The organism is Streptomyces sp. NBC_01235 (assembly GCF_035989285.1).
GTDB lineage: Bacteria > Actinomycetota > Actinomycetes > Streptomycetales > Streptomycetaceae > Streptomyces.
On the sequence record NZ_CP108513.1, the window covers coordinates 7,793,990 to 7,811,248 of the forward strand.

The following is a 17,259-nucleotide window of genomic DNA, read 5'->3' on the forward strand; positions in this document are numbered from 1 at the left end:
CTCAACTAACGCTCCTGCTGGTGAGTGGGGTTCGGGAAGCTGCCGGTCTGGCCGTTGCCGACCTGACGACCCTGCGCGATACCCCGACGGAGATTGGTCAGCCGTCCACGTACGTCGTCAGGCGCACGAGAGACCTGCGGACCGGTTTGGTGCTGTTGCTGCTGAGCCGTGCCCGGGACGAGGTTCGCCCGGGGCACCCGGCGCGGCAGGCCGGAAGTGGTGACGCCGCCCGCGGCCGGCTGCCTGACGCGCTCGGCCTGCCGGACGAGCTCGTCGTTCGGCGAGGTGCGCCAGGAGGCACTGGCGGCAGCGGGACGCTGAGGAGCAGCCGGAGCTTGCGGCTGCTGGTGCTGCTGTGAAGCACGATCCGGAGCCGGCGCAGGACCGCCGCCCGCCTGCTGACCGTGGAACCAGTTGGTCTCCAACGTGTCGTACAGCGGCGTACGGCCGTCACCGGGACCGGCCGGCGGCAGCGCCTCCGGCTCGGGACGCCCGGCCGGGCGCTGCGGGACCGTGGGCTGCGGCGGAGTGCCGTAGCCACCCGGCTGCGTGGTGGGGAACTGACCCGTGGACGAGGGGTCCTGGCGGCCGGGCAGGGAGTGCTGGCCGGTCGAGGAGCCGTCGTAGCCGGGTGCGGGGAACTGGCCGGTGGAGCCGTTGTCGTACGCCTGCGGGGCGAACTGGTTCGGGCCCGCCGGAGCGTTCTGCCCGCTCCTGGTGCCGAAGACGTCGGACCGGGTGTAGCCGTTGTTGTCCTGCTGCCCCTGACCGTCGGTGCCGGGGCGCTCGAACTGCCCGGTGTCCTGTCGGCCGCTGGTGCCCGGCCGCTGGAACTGGCCGGTGTCCTGTCGGCCGTCGAAGCCCGTCTGGCCGTTGCCCACGGCCGGGAACTGGCCCGTGCTCTGCAGACCGTTCGCCACGGGGCGGCCGAAGTCGGCGGGACCCGCCGGACCCTGGCGCTCGTCCAGCCGCGGGATCGCCGGTATCTCGGTGGTGGCTCCGGGGCCCTGACGGTCGTCGATGCGGGGCATGCGCGAGGTCTGGGCGACGTCCGGCTCCTCGTGGCCGCGCGGGGCGTCCAGCGGGGTGCGCGGCACCGGAGGCTGGGCGTTCTCGTCACCCCAGCTCGGCACGCGCGGCTGCGGGTTGCCGCCGGGCAGCTCGGCGCGCGGACCACCGCGCGGCGGAAGCTGCGGCTGACGGCCGCGGCCGCCCTGCTCGGCCTTGCTGCCCCGCTGCTGCGGCGGGCGTCCGCCACCGAACATGTCCGGGCCCTGCGTGCCCGTACCGGCCGCCTGGAGACCCTGCGGCGCGCCGGGTGCCTGGCCGCCGAAGCCGGCGCCCGCACCGGCCGGAGCGGGTCGGCCCTGCTGGGGGGAGGCCGGCGGCTGCTGCGGACCGCGCGGCGGCTGGCCGCCGGGACGGCCACCGCCGTCACGGCCGGGCAGCGCGGCCCGGGGACCCTGGCCGGCGGCGAGCCGACCGCCCCCGCCGGGACCGGCGCCGAGGGCACCGCCACCGGCCGGCGCACCGGCGCCGAGGGCACCGCCCTGCGAGCCGTTCTGGCGACGCGCGGCGGCGACGCCCGCCGCGGCCTGCGCGGCGGCGGGGCCACCCGCGCCGCCGCCCTGACCCGGCTTGGGCTGGGGCTTGTTGCCGCCCTGGGCGACGTCCACCGGCAGCATGACCAGCGCGGTCGTACCACCGGAGTCGGACGGGCGCAGCTGGATGCGGATGCCGTGACGCTGCGACAGACGACCGACCACGAACAGACCCATGCGGCGGGAGACCGACACGTCCACGGTGGGCGGCGAGGCGAGTCGCTCGTTGATCGCGGCGAGGTCCTCGGGGGAGAGGCCGATGCCGGTGTCGTGGATCTCGATCAGCACGCGGCCGTCGGGCAGCGCGTGACCGGTGACCTTGACCTTGGTCTGCGGCGAGGAGAACGAGGTGGCGTTCTCCAGCAGCTCGGCGAGGAGGTGCACGAGGTCGTTGACGACCCGGCCGGCGACCTCGGTCGTCGGCACGGAGGACAGCTCGATGCGCTCGTACTGCTCCACCTCGGACGCGGCGGCACGCAGCACGTCGACCAGCGGGACCGGACGGGTCCAGCGGCGGCCGGGCTCCTCACCCGCGAGGACGAGGAGGTTCTCACCGTTACGGCGCATGCGGGTCGCGAGGTGGTCGAGCTTGAAGAGCGAGGACAGCTGGTCCGGGTCGGCCTCGCGGGACTCCAGTTCGGAGATGAGCGAGAGCTGACGCTGGATGAGGCCCTGGGAGCGGCGCGAGAGGTTGGTGAACATCGCGTTGACGTTGCCCCGCAGCAGAGCCTGCTCGGCGGCGAGGCGGACCGCCTCGCGGTGCACGTCGTCGAAGGCCGCGGCCACCTGGCCGATCTCGTCCCGGGAGTGCACACCGACCGACTCCACGGACGTGTCGACGTCCTGCGGGTCGGACTCGGACAGCTGCTTGACGAGCTCGGGCAGGCGGTCCTGGGCGACCTTGGTGGCGGTCTCCTGGAGGCGGCGCAGCGAGCGGATCATGGACCGGGCGACGACGAACGCGCCGACCAGCGAGACACCGAGCACGAGCAGGATCAGGGCACCGGAGATGATCGCTTCGCGCTCCGACTCGGCGCGCAGCTCACGCGCCTTCTGCTCCATGTCCTCGAGCAGCGTGTGCTCGATGTTGTTCATCTGGGTGATCTTGGTCGTGCTGTCGTCGATCCAGTCCTGGTAGGACCGCTTGTCAAGCGACTGCAGACCGGTGGAGGAGCTGAGCGCCCGGGTGGCGTAGGTGTCCGCCTCCTCGATGACCGGGTTGCCCTGCTCGATGGGCTTCAGCAGCTCCTCGGCGCCGTCGTCGCCGTAGATGCTGCGGAAGCTCCCGAGTTCGGAGTCCTGGTTCTGGAGCGCGGCCTCGGCGTACTGCCGGTCGTTCTCCTTGAGGTCGCCGTAGACGGTGTTGCCCACGGGCAGCGCGGCCGCGAGCACGGCGCGCTGGACGGAGGCGTACTCCTTGGCGGAGGAGAAGGCGGCCAGCGCACGCGTGCGCTGGATCATCTCCGGGTTGTTCGTGGCCTGCGCCATGTCCTGCGAGAGGTCGAGCAGGCCGGTGATGAGGCGGTGGTAGGCCTCGACCGTCTGGGTGGAGTTGCCCTTGTCCGCGTAGGCCGTGCTGCGGACCTTGGCGAGGTTGCCCAGGTCGCCGAGGAGACCCACGAGGCTGTCGCGGACACCCTGGAGGTTGCCGTCCGAGGTGGCGCTGTCGATCTCCTCCGAGGCGTCCTGGAAGGCGATGAGGGCCTTGTCGGTCTTGTCCCGGTAGCCCTTGACGCCGAAGTCGGTCGGCTTGGCGCCGTGCGCCAGCGGGCCCGCGGAGCGGTCGCGCTCGTTCTGGAGCTGCACGGCCAGTTCGGTGGCCTGCTTGGTCATGTCCGTCAGCAGCTTCATGTTGTCGAGCTGCTGGATGTCGTCCATCGACTGGTTGATGCGAATCGCGCCCAGCGTGGTGGCCGCGACCACGGGCAGCGTCAGCAGGGCCACCAGACGCGTGGAGATGCGCCAGTTGCGCAGCGCCACCCGCGGACCGGGGCCGGGGGTGCCGGTCGGCGGCTTGACCGTCGGGGTCGGGGAACTCGGCGACGCGGACACGCCGGGGCGCCCAGGGCGCTCACCGCCGTCGCCGGACGGGGCCGGGCCCGGGTTCTGGGCGTGCTGGGGCGAGGAGCCGACTGCCATCGGGCCAGTCCCGCCGTGCGGCTCCGGCTCGGCCGAAGCGCTGCCATCCCTCTTGAAACGTCCCTGCACTAGCGTCGCAACCTCTGGACCAGGCGCCCCTCCGCGTGAACGGAAGGACGGTGTCGGCGTGTTGAAGGGCGCCCTGAATACGCCCTCCGGATGGTCGTTGAGTGACCGGCGCTGGCTCCCCCTGTTCTCGCCGCCACCGGGCGCGCTGGGCGCCCCCTGTGCGCCGGCTCGATCCCGCGGCGGTTCGAGGAATTCCAGCACAGTGCAGGATCTCCAACAAGGCCCGTTGGCCAGGCTGTGACATCCGTGACACCCCGTAAGGGGCAAGTTACGGGATGTGGAAGGTGATCCCACGCAAGGCGGACATAAGCGGGCGAAGCGAGAGGGTGCAGGGGGTGTCCCAGTCGCCATGATCAGGAGCGGAATGCGCGCTTCAGGGGTGCAATGTCCGTTTCGTAGTAGTCACTTCAAGGTCTCAATTGACCGTTTTGCCCGTGGATTCGTGAGGAAACTCACACGCTGATCATGCGACCTTCACGTGTTCACCGGGAATCGCGTGTTTAGCCTGACGCTTTACAGGGATGGCAAATCCGACAAGCCGCGCCTGCGAGGGGCCCCTTTGAGGGCTTCCCCGGCGCCCCGACATGACAGGGTCACGTACAACAGTGAAGACGACGACGATGTTCCACAAGATCGCCAACCCGCGGCGCACGACGCTGGCGCACCTCGAGGACGCCGACGAACTGGAGCTCCCGGAGCAGCGGGAGCACTCCGTCGACCTGCCTGCCCAGACTGCCAACCCCAAGCGCACCATCCTCATGGAGGCCCCGGTCGCGGCCTCCGTCGCGGAGTAGATCTTCACGGATCTTCGTGGATCTTCACGCGGAGATACGGGCGTCGGCCGCCGAATGCTCAAGGCGGCGGCCCACGGATCGCAAGGGCGTCCCCGGCCGGGGACGCCCTTCCGCGTTAGCCTGGGGCGTCACACTCCAGCCAGCTCAGTCAAGGGGCCAACCAACCCGTGCGCATCGCCAGGTTCTCCATCGACGGGAACGTCGCCTTCGGCGCGGTCGAGGGCGACAAGCCGGACGAGCTCGTCCTCGACATCATCAAGGGCATCCCGTTCGCGGACTTCGAGCTCTCCGGCACCAAGGTGCCGCTGAGCAAGGTCCGACTGCTCCCGCCCGTGCTTCCCAACAAGGTCGTGGCCTTCGGCCGCAACTACGCCGAGCACGCGCGCGAGCTGGGCAACGAGGTGCCCGACGCCCCGTTCGCCTTCTTCAAGCCGTCCACCTCGGTGATCGGCCCCGGCGACGACATCCAGTACCCGTCCTTCTCCGAGGACGTCCACCACGAGGCCGAGCTCGCCGTGGTCATCGGCCGGCTGTGCCGCGAGGTCCCGCGCGAGCGCGTCAAGGACGTGATCCTGGGCTACACCTGCGCGAACGACATCACCGCCCGCGACGTCCAGAAGCGCGAGAAGCAGTGGGCCCGGGCGAAGGGCTTCGACACCTCCTGCCCGCTCGGCCCCTGGGTGGAGACCGGGCTGGACCTCGAGACCGCGAGCGACCTCACCGTCCAGCTCACGGTCAACGGACAGCAGCGGCAGCTCGGCCGCACCAGCGAGATGATCCACTCGATCGAGGATCTGATCGTCAACATCACCGAGGCCATGACGCTGCTCCCCGGCGACGTGATCCTCACGGGCACCCCGGCAGGGGTCGGCCCCCTGGCTGTCGGCGACGAGGTCGCCGTCACCATCGAAGGCATCGGCACTCTCACCAACAAGGTTGTCAAGCGTGGCTAGCGCACCCGGCTCCTCCGTACGCGTCCGTTTCTGTCCCTCGCCCACCGGTAACCCCCACGTGGGCCTGGTCCGCACCGCCCTGTTCAACTGGGCGTTCGCCAAGCACCACCAGGGCACCCTGGTCTTCCGCATCGAGGACACCGACGCGGCCCGCGACTCCGAGGAGTCCTACAACCAGCTCCTGGACTCGCTGCGCTGGCTCGGCTTCGACTGGGACGAGGGCCCCGAGATCGGCGGCCCGCACGCGCCGTACCGCCAGTCCCAGCGCATGGACCTCTACAAGGACGTCGCCGAGAGGCTCCTCGACGCCGGCCACGCCTACCGCTGCTACTGCTCCCAGGAGGAGCTGGACACCCGCCGCGACGCCGCCCGCGCCGCCGGCAGGCCCTCCGGCTACGACGGCCATTGCCGCGACCTCACCGAGGCGCAGGTGGCGGAGTACCAGGCCCAGGGCCGCACCCCGATCGTCCGCTTCCGCATGCCCGACGAGACGATCACCTTCACGGACCTGGTCCGCGGCGAGCTGACGTTCACCCCGGAGAACGTCCCGGACTTCGGGCTCGTCCGCGCGAACGGCGCCCCGCTGTACACGTTGGTCAACCCGGTCGACGACGCGCTGATGGAGATCACGCACGTTCTGCGCGGCGAGGACCTGCTCTCCTCCACCCCCCGCCAGATCGCCCTCTACAAGGCGCTGACCGAGCTGGGCATCGCCCAGCGGACCCCGCATTTCGGCCACCTGCCGTACGTGATGGGCGAGGGCAACAAGAAGCTCTCGAAGCGGGACCCGGAGTCCTCGCTCAACCTCTACCGGGAGCGCGGCTTCCTCCCCGAGGGACTGCTCAACTACCTGTCCCTGCTGGGCTGGTCGCTCTCGGCCGACCAGGACATCTTCACGATGGACGAGATGGTCGCGGCCTTCGACATCGCGGACGTCAACCCCAACCCGGCGCGCTTCGACCTGAAGAAGTGCGAGGCGATCAACGCCGACCACATCCGCCTGCTCGACGTGAAGGACTTCACGGAGCGCTGCGCCCCCTGGCTGAAGGCCCCCTTCGCCCCCTGGTCCCCGGAGGGCTTCGACGAGGCCAAGTGGGAGGCGATCGCCCCGCACGCCCAGACCCGTCTCAAGGTGCTGTCGGAGATCACCGACAACGTCGACTTCCTCTTCCTGCCGGAGCCCGTCTTCGACGAGGCGAGCTGGACGAAGGCGATGAAGGAGGGCAGTGACGCGCTGCTCACGACGGCCCGCGAAAAGCTGGAGTCGGCCGACTGGACCTCCGCCGAGTCCCTGAAGGAGGCCGTCCTGGCCGCCGGCGAGGCCCACGGCCTCAAGCTCGGCAAGGCCCAGGCACCCGTCCGCGTCGCCGTCACCGGCCGCACGGTCGGCCTGCCCCTCTTCGAGTCCCTGGAGATCCTGGGCAAGGAGAAGACCCTGACCCGCATCGACGCCGCCCTGGCGAAGCTCGCGGCGTGACACCGAGGCACGTGTGAGGGGCGGCACCCGGCGATCCGGGTGCCGCCCCTCACACGTCCGCCTCAGACGGCGTCGTCCTCGTCGATCAGGTACGCGAACTCGTCGAAGATCTCCAGTACGACGATGACCATGACGGCCCCCGCGACCATGTACTCCAGCATCACGCCGGGGGCCACGTACGCCTTCCGCAGGTGTTCGTCGGGGCCGAGTTGCGCGGTCGCGTTCTTGCGGAAGGGGTCACGCGCCAGTATCCGCACGGCCCTGTCCAGCTGGGCTCGACGCTCGCCAGGCAGAGCGTCGAACGCCGTACGGGCCTCGACGGTGAACTGAACGCGGTACTCGGTCATGTCCTCAGTGTGCCAGCCCGCGATACCGTCGGGGACATGAGCATTCGCGCCGTGGTCTGGGACGTGGACGACACCCTCTTCGACTACACGACCGCGGACCGCGAGGGCATGCGGTCGTATCTGACGGCCGAGGGGCTGATCGACCGGTTCGGGACCGCGGAGCAGGCGCTCATACGGTGGCGGGAGGTCACCGACCAGCAGTGGGCGCGCTTCTCGGCGGGCGGGATCACCTTCGAGGACCAGCGCCGGGACCGGGTACGGGTGTTCCTGGACCGAGAGATGACGGACGCGGAGGCCGACGACTTCTTCGTGCGGTACCGCACGCACTACGAGGCCGCCTGGGCGCTCTTCCCTGACGTCCTGCCCGTCCTGGAGGTCCTCGCCGCCAGTCACCGCCACGCGGTGCTCTCCAACTCGAGCATCCACGTCCAGGATCACAAGCTGCGCGTCCTCGGCGTCCACGACCGCTTCGAGGTCATCCTGTGCGCCGCGGAACTCGGCGTCTCCAAGCCGGAGGCCGGCGCCTTCCTCGCGGCCTGCGAGGCCCTGTCCCTGCCCGCGCACCAGGTGGCCTACGTCGGCGACCACCCGGAGATCGACGGACGGGGCGCCGCCGACGCCGGACTGCTCTCGGTGTGGATCGATCGCTACGGCGGCACGGCGACCGTGGAGGTGCCCGCCGGACGGCACCGGATCGCCACCCTCGCCGAACTCCCCGCGATCCTCGGCTCGGATACCCGTTTTGGAGCGCAGTCCACCTTCGGGTAATGTTCTTCCTGCGCCGCCGGGGAGCGGGCCGAAAGGCCGGAACCGGAGGAGCGAAGCTAGAACAAGATCCCCCACGGGGCTTGCGTTCCAGTGGCCTATGGTGTAATTGGCAGCACGACTGATTCTGGTTCAGTTAGTCTAGGTTCGAGTCCTGGTAGGCCAGCTCGCAGAGCTCATCTGCAAAGCCCCCGTTGTGTAGCGGCCTAGCACGCTGCCCTCTCAAGGCAGTAGCGCCGGTTCGAATCCGGTCGGGGGTACAGATCCTTCCCAGGAAGACAGTCCGGGTCGCACCCGCTGTCTCTCATGCAGGATCGCTAGGGCCCCCGTTGTGTAGCGGCCTAGCACGCCGCCCTCTCAAGGCGGTAGCGCCGGTTCGAATCCGGTCGGGGGTACGATTTACCTTGAATCACCTTGGTCTATGGTGTAATTGGCAACACTACGGTTTCTGGTACCGTCATTCTAGGTTCGAGTCCTGGTAGACCAGCTCTGATCTGCGGAAACGCAAGATCTAGGCCCCCGTTGTGTAGCGGCCTAGCACGCCGCCCTCTCAAGGCGGTAGCGCCGGTTCGAATCCGGTCGGGGGTACGTACAGTGAAGGCCCTCCACTTCGGTGGAGGGCCTTTTTCGTGCCCTGCTCACTCGAAGCCGTACCGCCGCGCCGACTCCTCCTCCTGCGCCAGCCGGTGCAGCGCCTGGAGCATCGGCTCGACGAGGATCGCGCCCAGCACCGCCGCCTCGATCCGCTCCGCCTCCGACTCCTGCGTCTCCACGAAGTCCAGGTCGAGCTCGGCCGCCCGGTGCATCAACCGGGCGTAGGACACGAGCAGTTCGGCGTCCCATGCGTAGCCGAGCCGACGCAGCGCGGCCACCGCCACCACCAGCGAGCGGTAGGCCGGGGAGATGGTCGTCAGCAGGCGGGCGTTCGACCAGCCCAGGGTGCGCAGCAGTTCGTCCGCCTCCAGTCGGGCGGCGCGCACGTACTCGTCCTCCGCGTCCGGCTCGGGAACCTGTGGCAGCGCCCACAGGGCCGCGCCGAGACGGATCGTGCGGCCGAGGGAGTCGTCGTCGACGTGTCCGAGCACCTCGCGGACCGTGGCCACCGGCAGCCGGCCCACCTGGATCATCGCGCGCACCAGCCGCAGCCGGCGCAGATGCTCCTCGTCGTACTCGGCGGTCGTCAGGTTGATCTGGCGTCCGGGCGGCAGGAGTCCTTCGCGCAGGTAGTACTTGATCGTCGCGGTGGACACACCGCTGCGTTCGCTCAGCTCGGCCAGCCGCATGTCTTGCGCCCTTCCTTGGTCAGCGGCACTATCCAAGCATGTCTGTCGCAGCCAGCCGTACCACCGCGGACGCCCGGGGAGACGTGGTCGTCCTGCTGATCGGGATGCGTGTCAACCGCTTCTGGGCCGTGCACCAGTGGGTGCCGGTCATGCTGGCCATGTTGCGCATGCTGGCCGAGCTGAAGAAGGATCCGGGCCGCGGACTGCTCTCCCGGGTGCTGCTGACGGCCTCCCCGCGGACGTACTACGTCGTCCAGTACTGGGAGTCCAAGGAGAAGCTGTACGCCTACGCGAGCGCGCCCGACGCGTTCCACCATCGCGCGTGGGCGAGGATCAACCGCCTGGAGAAGGGCGGGAAGGTACGTGGGCACGTGGGGATCTGGCACGAGGCGTATGTCGTGCCGGAGGGGTCGTACGAGGCGATCTACGGGGACATGCCGGCGTTCGGTCTCGCGGCCGCGCATGGGCAGGTGTCGTTGGGGGAGCGGGGGCGGTACGCGAAGGATCGGTTCGCCTACCGGCCGGAGCGGAAAGCCTGAGCGGGTCCGGTCAGAGCCTGCCGCGGCGTTGAGGCCGGCTCCGGTTCCGGGAGGGTGCTCGTGAAAGGGCGGCTCAGCCCGTCCTGCGCAGCGCCTCGGACAGGCGGGCCGCCGCGTCGATGACCGCCTGAGCGTGCATACGGCCCGGGTGGCGGGTCAGGCGCTCGATGGGGCCCGAGACGGAGACGGCGGCCACTACACGGTTGGAGGGGCCGCGGACCGGCGCCGAGACGGACGCGACGCCCGGCTCGCGCTCGCCGATGGACTGGGCCCAGCCCCGGCGCCGTACACCCGACAAGGCCGTCGCCGTGAAGCGGGCGCCCTGGAGGCCGCGGTGCAGGCGCTCGGGCTCCTCCCAGGCCATCAGGATCTGGGCCGAGGAGCCGGCCTTCATCGTGAGCGTGGAGCCGACCGGGACCGTGTCCCGAAGGCCGGACAGGCGTTCCGCCGCGGCCACGCAGATGCGCATGTCGCCCTGACGGCGGTAGAGCTGCGCGCTCTCGCCCGTGATGTCCCGAAGGTGCGTGAGCACCGGGCCGGCGGTGGCCAGGAGACGGTCCTCGCCGGCGGCCGCGGCCAGCTCGGCCAGGCGGGGGCCGAGGATGAAACGGCCCTGCATGTCGCGCGCCACCATACGGTGGTGTTCCAAAGCCACGGCCAGGCGGTGGGCCGTGGGTCGTGCGAGTCCGGTGGCAGCGACCAAGCCTGCGAGGGTGGCCGGACCGGACTCCAGGGCGCTCAGGACAAGGGCTGCCTTGTCCAGAACGCCGACGCCGCTACTGTTGTCCATGCAACGATACTCCCGTCTCACTCTGTGAAACGCAAGTTCATTTTTCCGTGAGACGCGCAACCCTTGGATGCATGGCGGCCCGCGGACCAACGGGCCAGGCGGCGGGTGCCCGGAAACGCCGAGAAGCAAGACCGTGGGCGTCGCCTCCACAAGATCTCTAGTTGGGCCGGCGCATCTTTGCCGGCCGGAGGGAAAGCGATGGGTAGGACACTCGCGGAGAAGGTCTGGGACGACCACGTCGTCCGGCGCGCCGAGGGCGAGCCCGACCTCCTCTTCATCGATCTGCACCTGCTGCACGAGGTGACCAGCCCCCAGGCCTTCGACGGCCTCCGTCAGAACGGCCGCCCCGTGCGCCGTCTCGACCTCACCATCGCCACCGAGGACCACAACACCCCGACCCTCGACATCGACAAGCCCATCGCGGACCCGGTCTCCCGCGCCCAGCTGGAGACGCTGCGCAAGAACTGCGCCGAGTTCGGCGTGCGGCTGCACCCGCTCGGCGACGTCGAGCAGGGCGTCGTGCACGTCGTCGGCCCTCAGCTGGGTCTGACCCAGCCCGGCATGACCGTCGTCTGCGGTGACTCCCACACCTCCACGCACGGCGCGTTCGGCGCGCTGGCGTTCGGCATCGGCACCTCGCAGGTCGAGCATGTGCTGGCCACCCAGACGCTGCCGCTGGCCCGCCCCAAGACCATGGCGATCACCATCGACGGCGAGCTGCCCGACGGCGTCACCGCCAAGGACCTGATCCTGGCGATCATCGCCAAGATCGGCACCGGCGGCGGCCAGGGCTACATCCTCGAGTACCGCGGCTCCGCCATCGAGCAGCTCTCGATGGAAGCCCGGATGACCATCTGCAACATGTCGATCGAGGCCGGTGCCCGCGCGGGCATGATCGCCCCGGACGAGACGACCTTCGAGTACATCAAGGGCCGCGCCCACGCCCCCGAGGGCGAGGACTGGGACGCCGCGGTCGCGTACTGGAAGACGCTGAAGACGGACGACGACGCCGAGTTCGACGCCGAGGTCGTCATCGAGGCCGCGTCGCTGTCGCCGTTCGTCACCTGGGGCACCAACCCCGGCCAGGGCGCGCCGCTTTCGGCGGACGTCCCCGACCCTGCTTCGTACGAAGACGCTTCGGAGCGCCACGCCGCCGAAAAGGCCCTGGAATACATGGGGTTGGAGGCGGGGCAGCCGCTGCGCACCATCAAGGTGGACACCGTCTTCGTAGGTTCCTGCACCAACGGCCGCATCGAGGACCTGCGCGCCGCCGCCGCGATCGTCGAGGGTCGCAAAGTCGCCGACGGCGTACGGATGCTGGTCGTCCCGGGTTCCGCGCGAGTCGGTCTGCAGGCCGTTTCCGAGGGTCTGGACGTCGTCTTCAAGGAGGCCGGCGCCGAATGGCGGCACGCGGGCTGCTCGATGTGTCTGGGCATGAACCCGGACCAGCTGGCCCCCGGTGAGCGCTCCGCGTCCACCTCCAACCGCAACTTCGAGGGCCGGCAGGGCAAGGGCGGTCGTACGCACCTGGTGTCGCCGCAGGTCGCGGCCGCCACGGCCGTCCTGGGCCACCTGGCCTCCCCGGCCGACCTGTCCGACGCCGAGACCCGTACGCCCGCTGGAGTCTGAGAAGCCATGGAAGCATTCACCACGCACACCGGCCGGGCCGTCCCGCTGCGCCGCTCCAACGTCGACACCGACCAGATCATCCCTGCTCACTGGCTCAAGAAGGTCACGCGGGACGGGTTCGAGGACGGGCTGTTCGAGGCCTGGCGCAAGGACGAGACCTTCATCCTCAACCGGCCCGAGCGGCAGGGCGCCACGGTGCTGGTCGCCGGGCCCGACTTCGGCACCGGTTCCTCCCGTGAGCACGCCGTCTGGGCGCTGCAGAACTACGGCTTCAAGACCGTGATCTCGTCCCGCTTCGCCGACATCTTCCGCGGCAACTCGCTGAAGAACGGCCTGCTCACGGTGGTGATCGAGCAGAAGATCGTGGACGCCCTGTGGGAGCTCACGGAGAAGGACCCGCAGGCCGAGATCACGGTCGACCTTCAGGCCCGCGAGGTGCGCGCCGAGGGGATCACCGCCTCCTTCGAGCTGGACGAGAACTCCCGCTGGCGGCTGCTGAACGGGCTGGACGACATCTCCATCACCCTCCAGAACGAGGCCGACATCTCCACGTACGAGGCCAAGCGCCCGTCGTACAAGCCGAGGACGCTCCAGGCCTGACCCCGGAGCCTTTGAGGAGGCCCTGGGCAAGTCGAGTTTCGGCCACCGCGACACCCCGCCGTACCCCCGATCGGACCGATCGGGGGTACGGCTGTTTCTGTACCCGTTCGGCCCCGAGGACCTTCGCGGCTCCTGTCAACTTCCCACGTTAGGACGGGCGTTGCCTGGGTACGCGCCCTGTACGGACGTGAGCGCCGGAAGTGCCCGCACGGCCGTTTGCGGCGGCAGTTGCCCCCTGAGCGGGCGACAACTCGCCCCAGATGGCACAATCTGTGCATGGAACACGACGGCCAACTCGAGCTCTATACGGCGGTCGCGAACCAACTCAAGGAAGCGCACACAAGGGTGCGCGCACTGCAAGTCCCGGAGGGCGTACGGATGGCGCTGACCCGGAAGCTGCTGGTCATTACGGCCGCGGCCAAGCACGATCTCGCCGATGCGACAAGGCGTCTGGAGCGGTTCATGGCGGACCTCGACGAGGGGCGAATGCCCGAAGAGGAGCGTTGATCGCCTCCGGAGCAGCCGATTTCGTTGCGGCACAAGGGTGATTAGCCCGTTTCGTGTTTGATTTGCGGTATATATCTGCCTAACGTGCGAAAAAGCTTGAACACTTTCGTTCTGGCTAATGTCTCCGAAGGGGAAGACGTGAACAAGGCGCAGCTCGTAGAAGCGATTGCCGACAAGCTGGGCGGCCGCCAGCAGGCCGCCGAGGCGGTCGACGCGGTCCTGGACGCCATCGTCCGCGCGACCGTCGCCGGAGACCGGGTCTCGGTCACCGGCTTCGGTTCGTTCGAGAAGGTCGACCGGCCGGCCCGCTACGCCCGCAACCCCCAGACGGGCGAGCGGGTTCGGGTCAAGAAGACGTCCGTGCCGCGCTTCCGCGCGGGCCAGGGCTTCAAGGACCTGGTGAGCGGCTCGAAGAAGCTCCCGCGCGGCGGCGAGGTCGCCGTCAAGAAGGCTCCCAAGGGCAGCCTGACCGGCGGTGCTGCCGCGACGGTCAAGAAGGCCGCCGCCAAGAAGGCGACGACGAAGGCGGCCGCCGCGAAGCGGACCACCGCCGCCGCCAAGAAGACGACGGCCGCCGCGAAGAAGACCGCGGCCACCGCCAAGAAGGCCACCGCGAAGAAGGCCACCACCAAGAAGACGACGGCGGCCGCCAAGAAGACGACCACCGCCAAGACGGCCGCCGCCAAGAAGACGACCGCCAAGAACGCCCCGGCGAAGAAGGCGACGGCCAAGAAGGCCCCCGCCAAGAAGTCGACCGCGCGCAAGACCACCGCCAAGAAGGCCACCGCCCGCTAGGCACATGGCAGCAGGGGCACTCACGCGCCGGGCCGGACTCCCTCATGGAGTCCGGCCCGCGGCGTGTTCAAGGGCGGTTTCAGAAGGTCTGGAGGGTCACCAGCGTGATCCTCGGGCTGTCCTTCGGCCCCTCCACCTCGATCCGCACCCGCTGGCCAGGCCGCAGCAGCCGCAGCCCGCCCGCGTCGAACGCCGGCGCGTCGAAGGGCACCGGTGTGCCGTCGTCCAGCAGCACCTGTCCGCTGCGCGTGTCGGGGTCGTACGTGTATGCGGTCGCCTGCATGGCGGCAGCCTACTGCCCGGGGATCAACAGGCGCGCGGCGGCCGCGGCCGTCCGGGAGCCCACGCCCAGGGACAGGGCCGTGCGCAGGTCCTCGCCGGTGTCCACGTCCTGGCGTACGGAATCCACCGCGTCGAGAACGAGTTCCACGGCTCCGGAAGCGCGATGGCGGGCGCGGGAATCCGTGCCGAACGCGGGAAGCAATTCACGGCCGGGGGCGACGGCGAGAAGCGTGGTGCCGATTGCGGCCGCGTCCGGGAGAAATGCTCGGGGGAATTCCGCGGCCGCGTCCAGGACCCGGGCCAATTCCGCCGGGCGCAGGGCCGGCAGATCCGCGTTGAGGGCAGCGAGCGGGGAATCGGGGCGGATGGCGCGCACGGCGGCGGCTCCGTGGGTCAGGGCGGCGTTCAGGCCCGTGCGCGGCTCGCCGGGGACGATGCGGGCCCCCAGGTCCGCCAGGGTGCGTCCGGCCAGGGCGTCGTCCGTGACGACTGCCACATCCCGCACCGCAGGTGAGGCCAGCGCGGCCGTCACGGTGTCCTCGGCGAAGGCGAGGGCGAGGCCCGGGCGCAGACCGTCGGTTGCGGTGTCCGCGAGCCTGCTCTTGGCCAGCGCCAAGGGCTTCAGGGGTATGACCAAGGTCCACTGCACCGGCGTACCGTCCCTCTCTTGTCGCGGCCATTGTCACCCGGCCCATTCGCCGCTCGGGCGGGCGGGCGTACCGTGTTCTCGACAGACCGGCGGCCCGGGGCGACACTTGTGCGGCCCCAGGCCCGGGAGCAGGCCTTGGGAAGTCCTAGAGGAAGGTGTCCGCGTGCCCCGCCGCAGAATCGGCTTCTGGTACCGCTTCGCAGCGGTCCTCTGCAAACCCTGGCTGGTGGTTCTGATCAAGCGGGACTGGCGCGGAATGGAGAATATTCCGGCCGACGGCGGATTTATCACCGCGGTGAACCACAATTCGCACGTCGATCCCTTCGCATACGGGCACTTCCAGTACAACACCGGGCGTGTGCCGCGTTTCCTGGCGAAGAGTGCGCTTTTCCGCGAGGGATTCGTCGGTGCCGCGATGCGAGGCACCGGACAGATCCCCGTCTACCGCGAGAGCACGGACGCGCTGAGTGCCTTTCGGGCCGCGATCGAGGCCGTGGAGCGCGGCGAGTGCGTCGCGTTCTACCCCGAGGGCACCCTCACCCGCGACCCCGACGGCTGGCCCATGGCCGCCAAGACCGGTGCCGCGCGCGTCGCCCTGCAGACCAAGTGCCCGGTGATCCCGGTGGCCCAGTGGGGCGCCAACGAACTGCTCCCGCCGTATGCCAAGAAGCCCAACCTCCTTCCGCGCAAGACCCATCATGTGCTCGCGGGACCGCCCGTGGACCTCTCGCGGTTCTACGGCAGGGAGATGACCCCGGAGCTGCTGAAGGAGGCGACGGAGGTCATCATGGCCGCCGTCACCGCGCAGCTGGAGGAGATCCGGGGCGAGAAGGCTCCCGAGACGCCCTACGACCCACGTCAGGAGCGGATCGAGCAGCGGCGCCGCACCCGGGCGGAGACCGGTACGGAGACCGGTGCGGAGACCGGAACGGAGACCGGTGCGGAGATCAGTCACGAGGGGGAGAAGAGCAAGTGAGCAAGCCCGTCAAGGCGGCAGTTTTCAGTGCCGGTTCGTGGGGGACGGCCTTCGGCATGGTGCTCGCAGACGCGGGGTGCGAGGTCACCCTGTGGGCGCGGCGCGCGGAGGTGGCCGAGGCGATCAACACCACCCGCACAAACCCCGACTACTTCCCCGGCGTCGAGCTTCCGGAGAACCTGCGGGCCACGACGGACCCCGCCGAGGCCGCCGCCGACGCCGACTACACGGTCCTGTCGGTGCCCTCCCAGACCCTGCGCGCCAACCTCGCGGAGTGGACGCCCCTGCTCGCCCCGGACACCGTCCTGGTGTCGCTGATGAAGGGCGTCGAGCTCGGTACGACCATGCGGATGAGCGAGGTGATCGAGGACGTCGCCAAGGTGGGCGCGGGTCGGATCGCCGTGGTCACCGGGCCCAACCTCGCGAAGGAGATCGCCTCCCGCAGGCCGGCCGCGGCCGTGGTCGCCTGCATCGACGAGGCCGTCGCCCAGAAGCTCCAGGCCGCCTGCCACACCCCGTACTTCCGCCCGTACACCAACACCGACGTGGTGGGCTGCGAGCTGGGCGGCGCGGTGAAGAACGTCATCGGCCTCGCGGTCGGCATCGCGGACGGCATGGGGCTCGGCGACAACGCCAAGGGCTCGCTGATCACACGCGGCCTCGCCGAGACCACCCGGCTGGGCCTGGCGATGGGCGCGGACCCGCTCACCTTCGCCGGACTCGCCGGGCTCGGCGACCTGGTGGCCACCTGCTCCTCGCCGCTCTCCCGCAACCACACCTTCGGCACCAACCTCGGCAAGGGCATGACCCTGCAGGAGACCATCGCGGTCACCAAGCAGACCGCCGAGGGCGTCAAGTCCTGTGAGTCGGTGCTGGATCTGGCCCGCCGGCACGGCGTCGACATGCCCATCACCGAGACGGTCGTCGGCATCGTCCACGAGGGCAAGCCTCCGGTGGTCGCTCTCAAGGAGCTGATGTCGCGCAGCGCGAAGCCCGAACGACGCTGAGCGAACCCGGTGGGCGGACGCTGACTCCCGGCCCTACCACCGGGTACTCTCAAGCCG

17 protein-coding genes and 5 tRNA genes are annotated in these 17,259 nt (G+C 69.9%); 16 read left to right on the plus strand and 6 right to left on the minus strand.

Annotation, left to right across the window (positions count from 1 at the left end; all coding sequences use genetic code 11):
* Nucleotides 1-5: 5 nt before the first annotated feature.
* Complete coding sequence (locus OG289_RS35230; protein ID WP_327318081.1) at nucleotides 6-3,809, minus strand: nitrate- and nitrite sensing domain-containing protein; 3,804 nt, start codon at nucleotides 3,807-3,809, stop codon at nucleotides 6-8.
* 605 nt (nucleotides 3,810-4,414) lie between these two features.
* Here OG289_RS35230 and OG289_RS35235 point away from each other — a divergent pair.
* The 3 genes from OG289_RS35235 (at nucleotide 4,415) to gltX (ending at nucleotide 7,033) form a co-directional block, all read left to right on the plus strand.
* On the plus strand, nucleotides 4,415-4,603 hold the full coding sequence (locus OG289_RS35235) for a hypothetical protein (RefSeq protein WP_327318082.1): 189 nt from the start codon (nucleotides 4,415-4,417) through the stop codon (nucleotides 4,601-4,603).
* Nucleotides 4,604-4,770: 167 nt separating this feature from the next.
* Nucleotides 4,771-5,556, plus strand: a complete 786-nt coding sequence (locus OG289_RS35240) for a fumarylacetoacetate hydrolase family protein (protein ID WP_327318083.1) — start codon at nucleotides 4,771-4,773, stop codon at nucleotides 5,554-5,556.
* A complete protein-coding gene (gltX, locus tag OG289_RS35245) occupies nucleotides 5,549-7,033 on the plus strand; it encodes a glutamate--tRNA ligase (protein ID WP_327318084.1) in 1,485 nt (494 codons plus the stop codon). The genes OG289_RS35240 and gltX overlap by 8 nt, the downstream gene beginning before the upstream one ends.
* A 62-nt stretch (nucleotides 7,034-7,095) precedes the next feature.
* On the opposite strand, the gene OG289_RS35250 is transcribed toward gltX, so the two are convergent.
* Nucleotides 7,096-7,380: a type II toxin-antitoxin system RelE family toxin gene (locus tag OG289_RS35250; RefSeq protein WP_327318085.1), complete on the minus strand. Its 285-nt coding sequence runs from the start codon at nucleotides 7,378-7,380 to the stop codon at nucleotides 7,096-7,098.
* 36 nt (nucleotides 7,381-7,416) lie between these two features.
* On the opposite strand from OG289_RS35250, the gene OG289_RS35255 reads away from it, so the two are divergent.
* The 6 genes from OG289_RS35255 to OG289_RS35280 all read left to right on the plus strand — a co-directional run bounded on the left by OG289_RS35255 (nucleotide 7,417) and on the right by OG289_RS35280 (nucleotide 8,733).
* A complete protein-coding gene (locus tag OG289_RS35255) occupies nucleotides 7,417-8,148 on the plus strand; it encodes an HAD family hydrolase (RefSeq protein ID WP_327318086.1) in 732 nt (243 codons plus the stop codon).
* A 91-nt stretch (nucleotides 8,149-8,239) separates the two neighbouring features.
* Nucleotides 8,240-8,311, plus strand: a tRNA-Gln gene (locus OG289_RS35260).
* A 21-nt stretch (nucleotides 8,312-8,332) separates the two neighbouring features.
* A tRNA-Glu gene (locus tag OG289_RS35265) sits at nucleotides 8,333-8,405 on the plus strand.
* Nucleotides 8,406-8,467: 62 nt separating this feature from the next.
* Nucleotides 8,468-8,540 (plus strand) — tRNA-Glu (locus OG289_RS35270).
* Nucleotides 8,541-8,560: 20 nt separating this feature from the next.
* A tRNA-Gln gene (locus tag OG289_RS35275) sits at nucleotides 8,561-8,632 on the plus strand.
* 28 nt (nucleotides 8,633-8,660) lie between these two features.
* Nucleotides 8,661-8,733 (plus strand) — tRNA-Glu (locus OG289_RS35280).
* Nucleotides 8,734-8,783: 50 nt separating this feature from the next.
* Here OG289_RS35280 and OG289_RS35285 read toward each other — a convergent pair.
* The gene (locus OG289_RS35285) at nucleotides 8,784-9,428 is read right to left on the minus strand and encodes a MerR family transcriptional regulator (RefSeq protein WP_327318087.1); all 645 of its coding nucleotides are present in this window, start codon (nucleotides 9,426-9,428) and stop codon (nucleotides 8,784-8,786) included.
* A 38-nt stretch (nucleotides 9,429-9,466) separates the two neighbouring features.
* On the opposite strand from OG289_RS35285, the gene OG289_RS35290 reads away from it, so the two are divergent.
* Nucleotides 9,467-9,967, plus strand: coding sequence for a DUF4188 domain-containing protein (locus OG289_RS35290; RefSeq protein ID WP_327318088.1), 501 nt, complete (start codon nucleotides 9,467-9,469; stop codon nucleotides 9,965-9,967).
* 73 nt (nucleotides 9,968-10,040) lie between these two features.
* Here the strand turns inward: OG289_RS35290 and ndgR are convergent, their stop codons facing one another.
* A complete protein-coding gene (ndgR, locus tag OG289_RS35295; protein WP_007384919.1) occupies nucleotides 10,041-10,757 on the minus strand; it encodes an IclR family transcriptional regulator NdgR in 717 nt (238 codons plus the stop codon).
* Nucleotides 10,758-10,955: 198 nt separating this feature from the next.
* On the opposite strand from ndgR, the gene leuC reads away from it, so the two are divergent.
* The 4 genes from leuC to OG289_RS35315 all read left to right on the plus strand — a co-directional run bounded on the left by leuC (nucleotide 10,956) and on the right by OG289_RS35315 (nucleotide 14,288).
* Nucleotides 10,956-12,386, plus strand: a complete 1,431-nt coding sequence (leuC, locus tag OG289_RS35300; RefSeq protein ID WP_327318089.1) for a 3-isopropylmalate dehydratase large subunit — start codon at nucleotides 10,956-10,958, stop codon at nucleotides 12,384-12,386.
* Between the two features lie 6 nt (nucleotides 12,387-12,392).
* On the plus strand, nucleotides 12,393-12,986 hold the full coding sequence (gene leuD, locus OG289_RS35305; protein ID WP_327318090.1) for a 3-isopropylmalate dehydratase small subunit: 594 nt from the start codon (nucleotides 12,393-12,395) through the stop codon (nucleotides 12,984-12,986).
* A 276-nt stretch (nucleotides 12,987-13,262) separates the two neighbouring features.
* The gene (locus OG289_RS35310; RefSeq protein ID WP_079659269.1) at nucleotides 13,263-13,493 is read left to right on the plus strand and encodes a hypothetical protein; all 231 of its coding nucleotides are present in this window, start codon (nucleotides 13,263-13,265) and stop codon (nucleotides 13,491-13,493) included.
* A gap of 138 nt (nucleotides 13,494-13,631) precedes the next feature.
* A complete protein-coding gene (locus tag OG289_RS35315; RefSeq protein ID WP_327318091.1) occupies nucleotides 13,632-14,288 on the plus strand; it encodes an HU family DNA-binding protein in 657 nt (218 codons plus the stop codon).
* Nucleotides 14,289-14,367: 79 nt separating this feature from the next.
* Here OG289_RS35315 and OG289_RS35320 read toward each other — a convergent pair whose 3' ends face one another.
* Nucleotides 14,368-14,571 carry a hypothetical protein gene (locus OG289_RS35320; protein WP_062641780.1) on the minus strand — a complete coding sequence of 68 codons (204 nt, stop codon included), beginning with the start codon at nucleotides 14,569-14,571 and terminating at the stop codon, nucleotides 14,368-14,370.
* Nucleotides 14,572-14,580: 9 nt separating this feature from the next.
* Nucleotides 14,581-15,219, minus strand: coding sequence for a 2-phospho-L-lactate guanylyltransferase (gene cofC / locus OG289_RS35325; RefSeq protein ID WP_327318092.1), 639 nt, complete (start codon nucleotides 15,217-15,219; stop codon nucleotides 14,581-14,583).
* 163 nt (nucleotides 15,220-15,382) lie between these two features.
* Between cofC and OG289_RS35330 the strand changes: the two genes are divergently transcribed.
* Entirely contained in the window at nucleotides 15,383-16,195 is an 813-nt protein-coding gene (locus tag OG289_RS35330) for a lysophospholipid acyltransferase family protein (protein WP_327318093.1), read from the plus strand.
* Nucleotides 16,192-17,202: an NAD(P)H-dependent glycerol-3-phosphate dehydrogenase gene (locus OG289_RS35335; RefSeq protein WP_327318094.1), complete on the plus strand. Its 1,011-nt coding sequence runs from the start codon at nucleotides 16,192-16,194 to the stop codon at nucleotides 17,200-17,202. Before OG289_RS35330 ends, OG289_RS35335 begins: the two co-directional genes overlap by 4 nt.
* The last annotated feature ends 57 nt before the right edge of the window (nucleotides 17,203-17,259 follow it).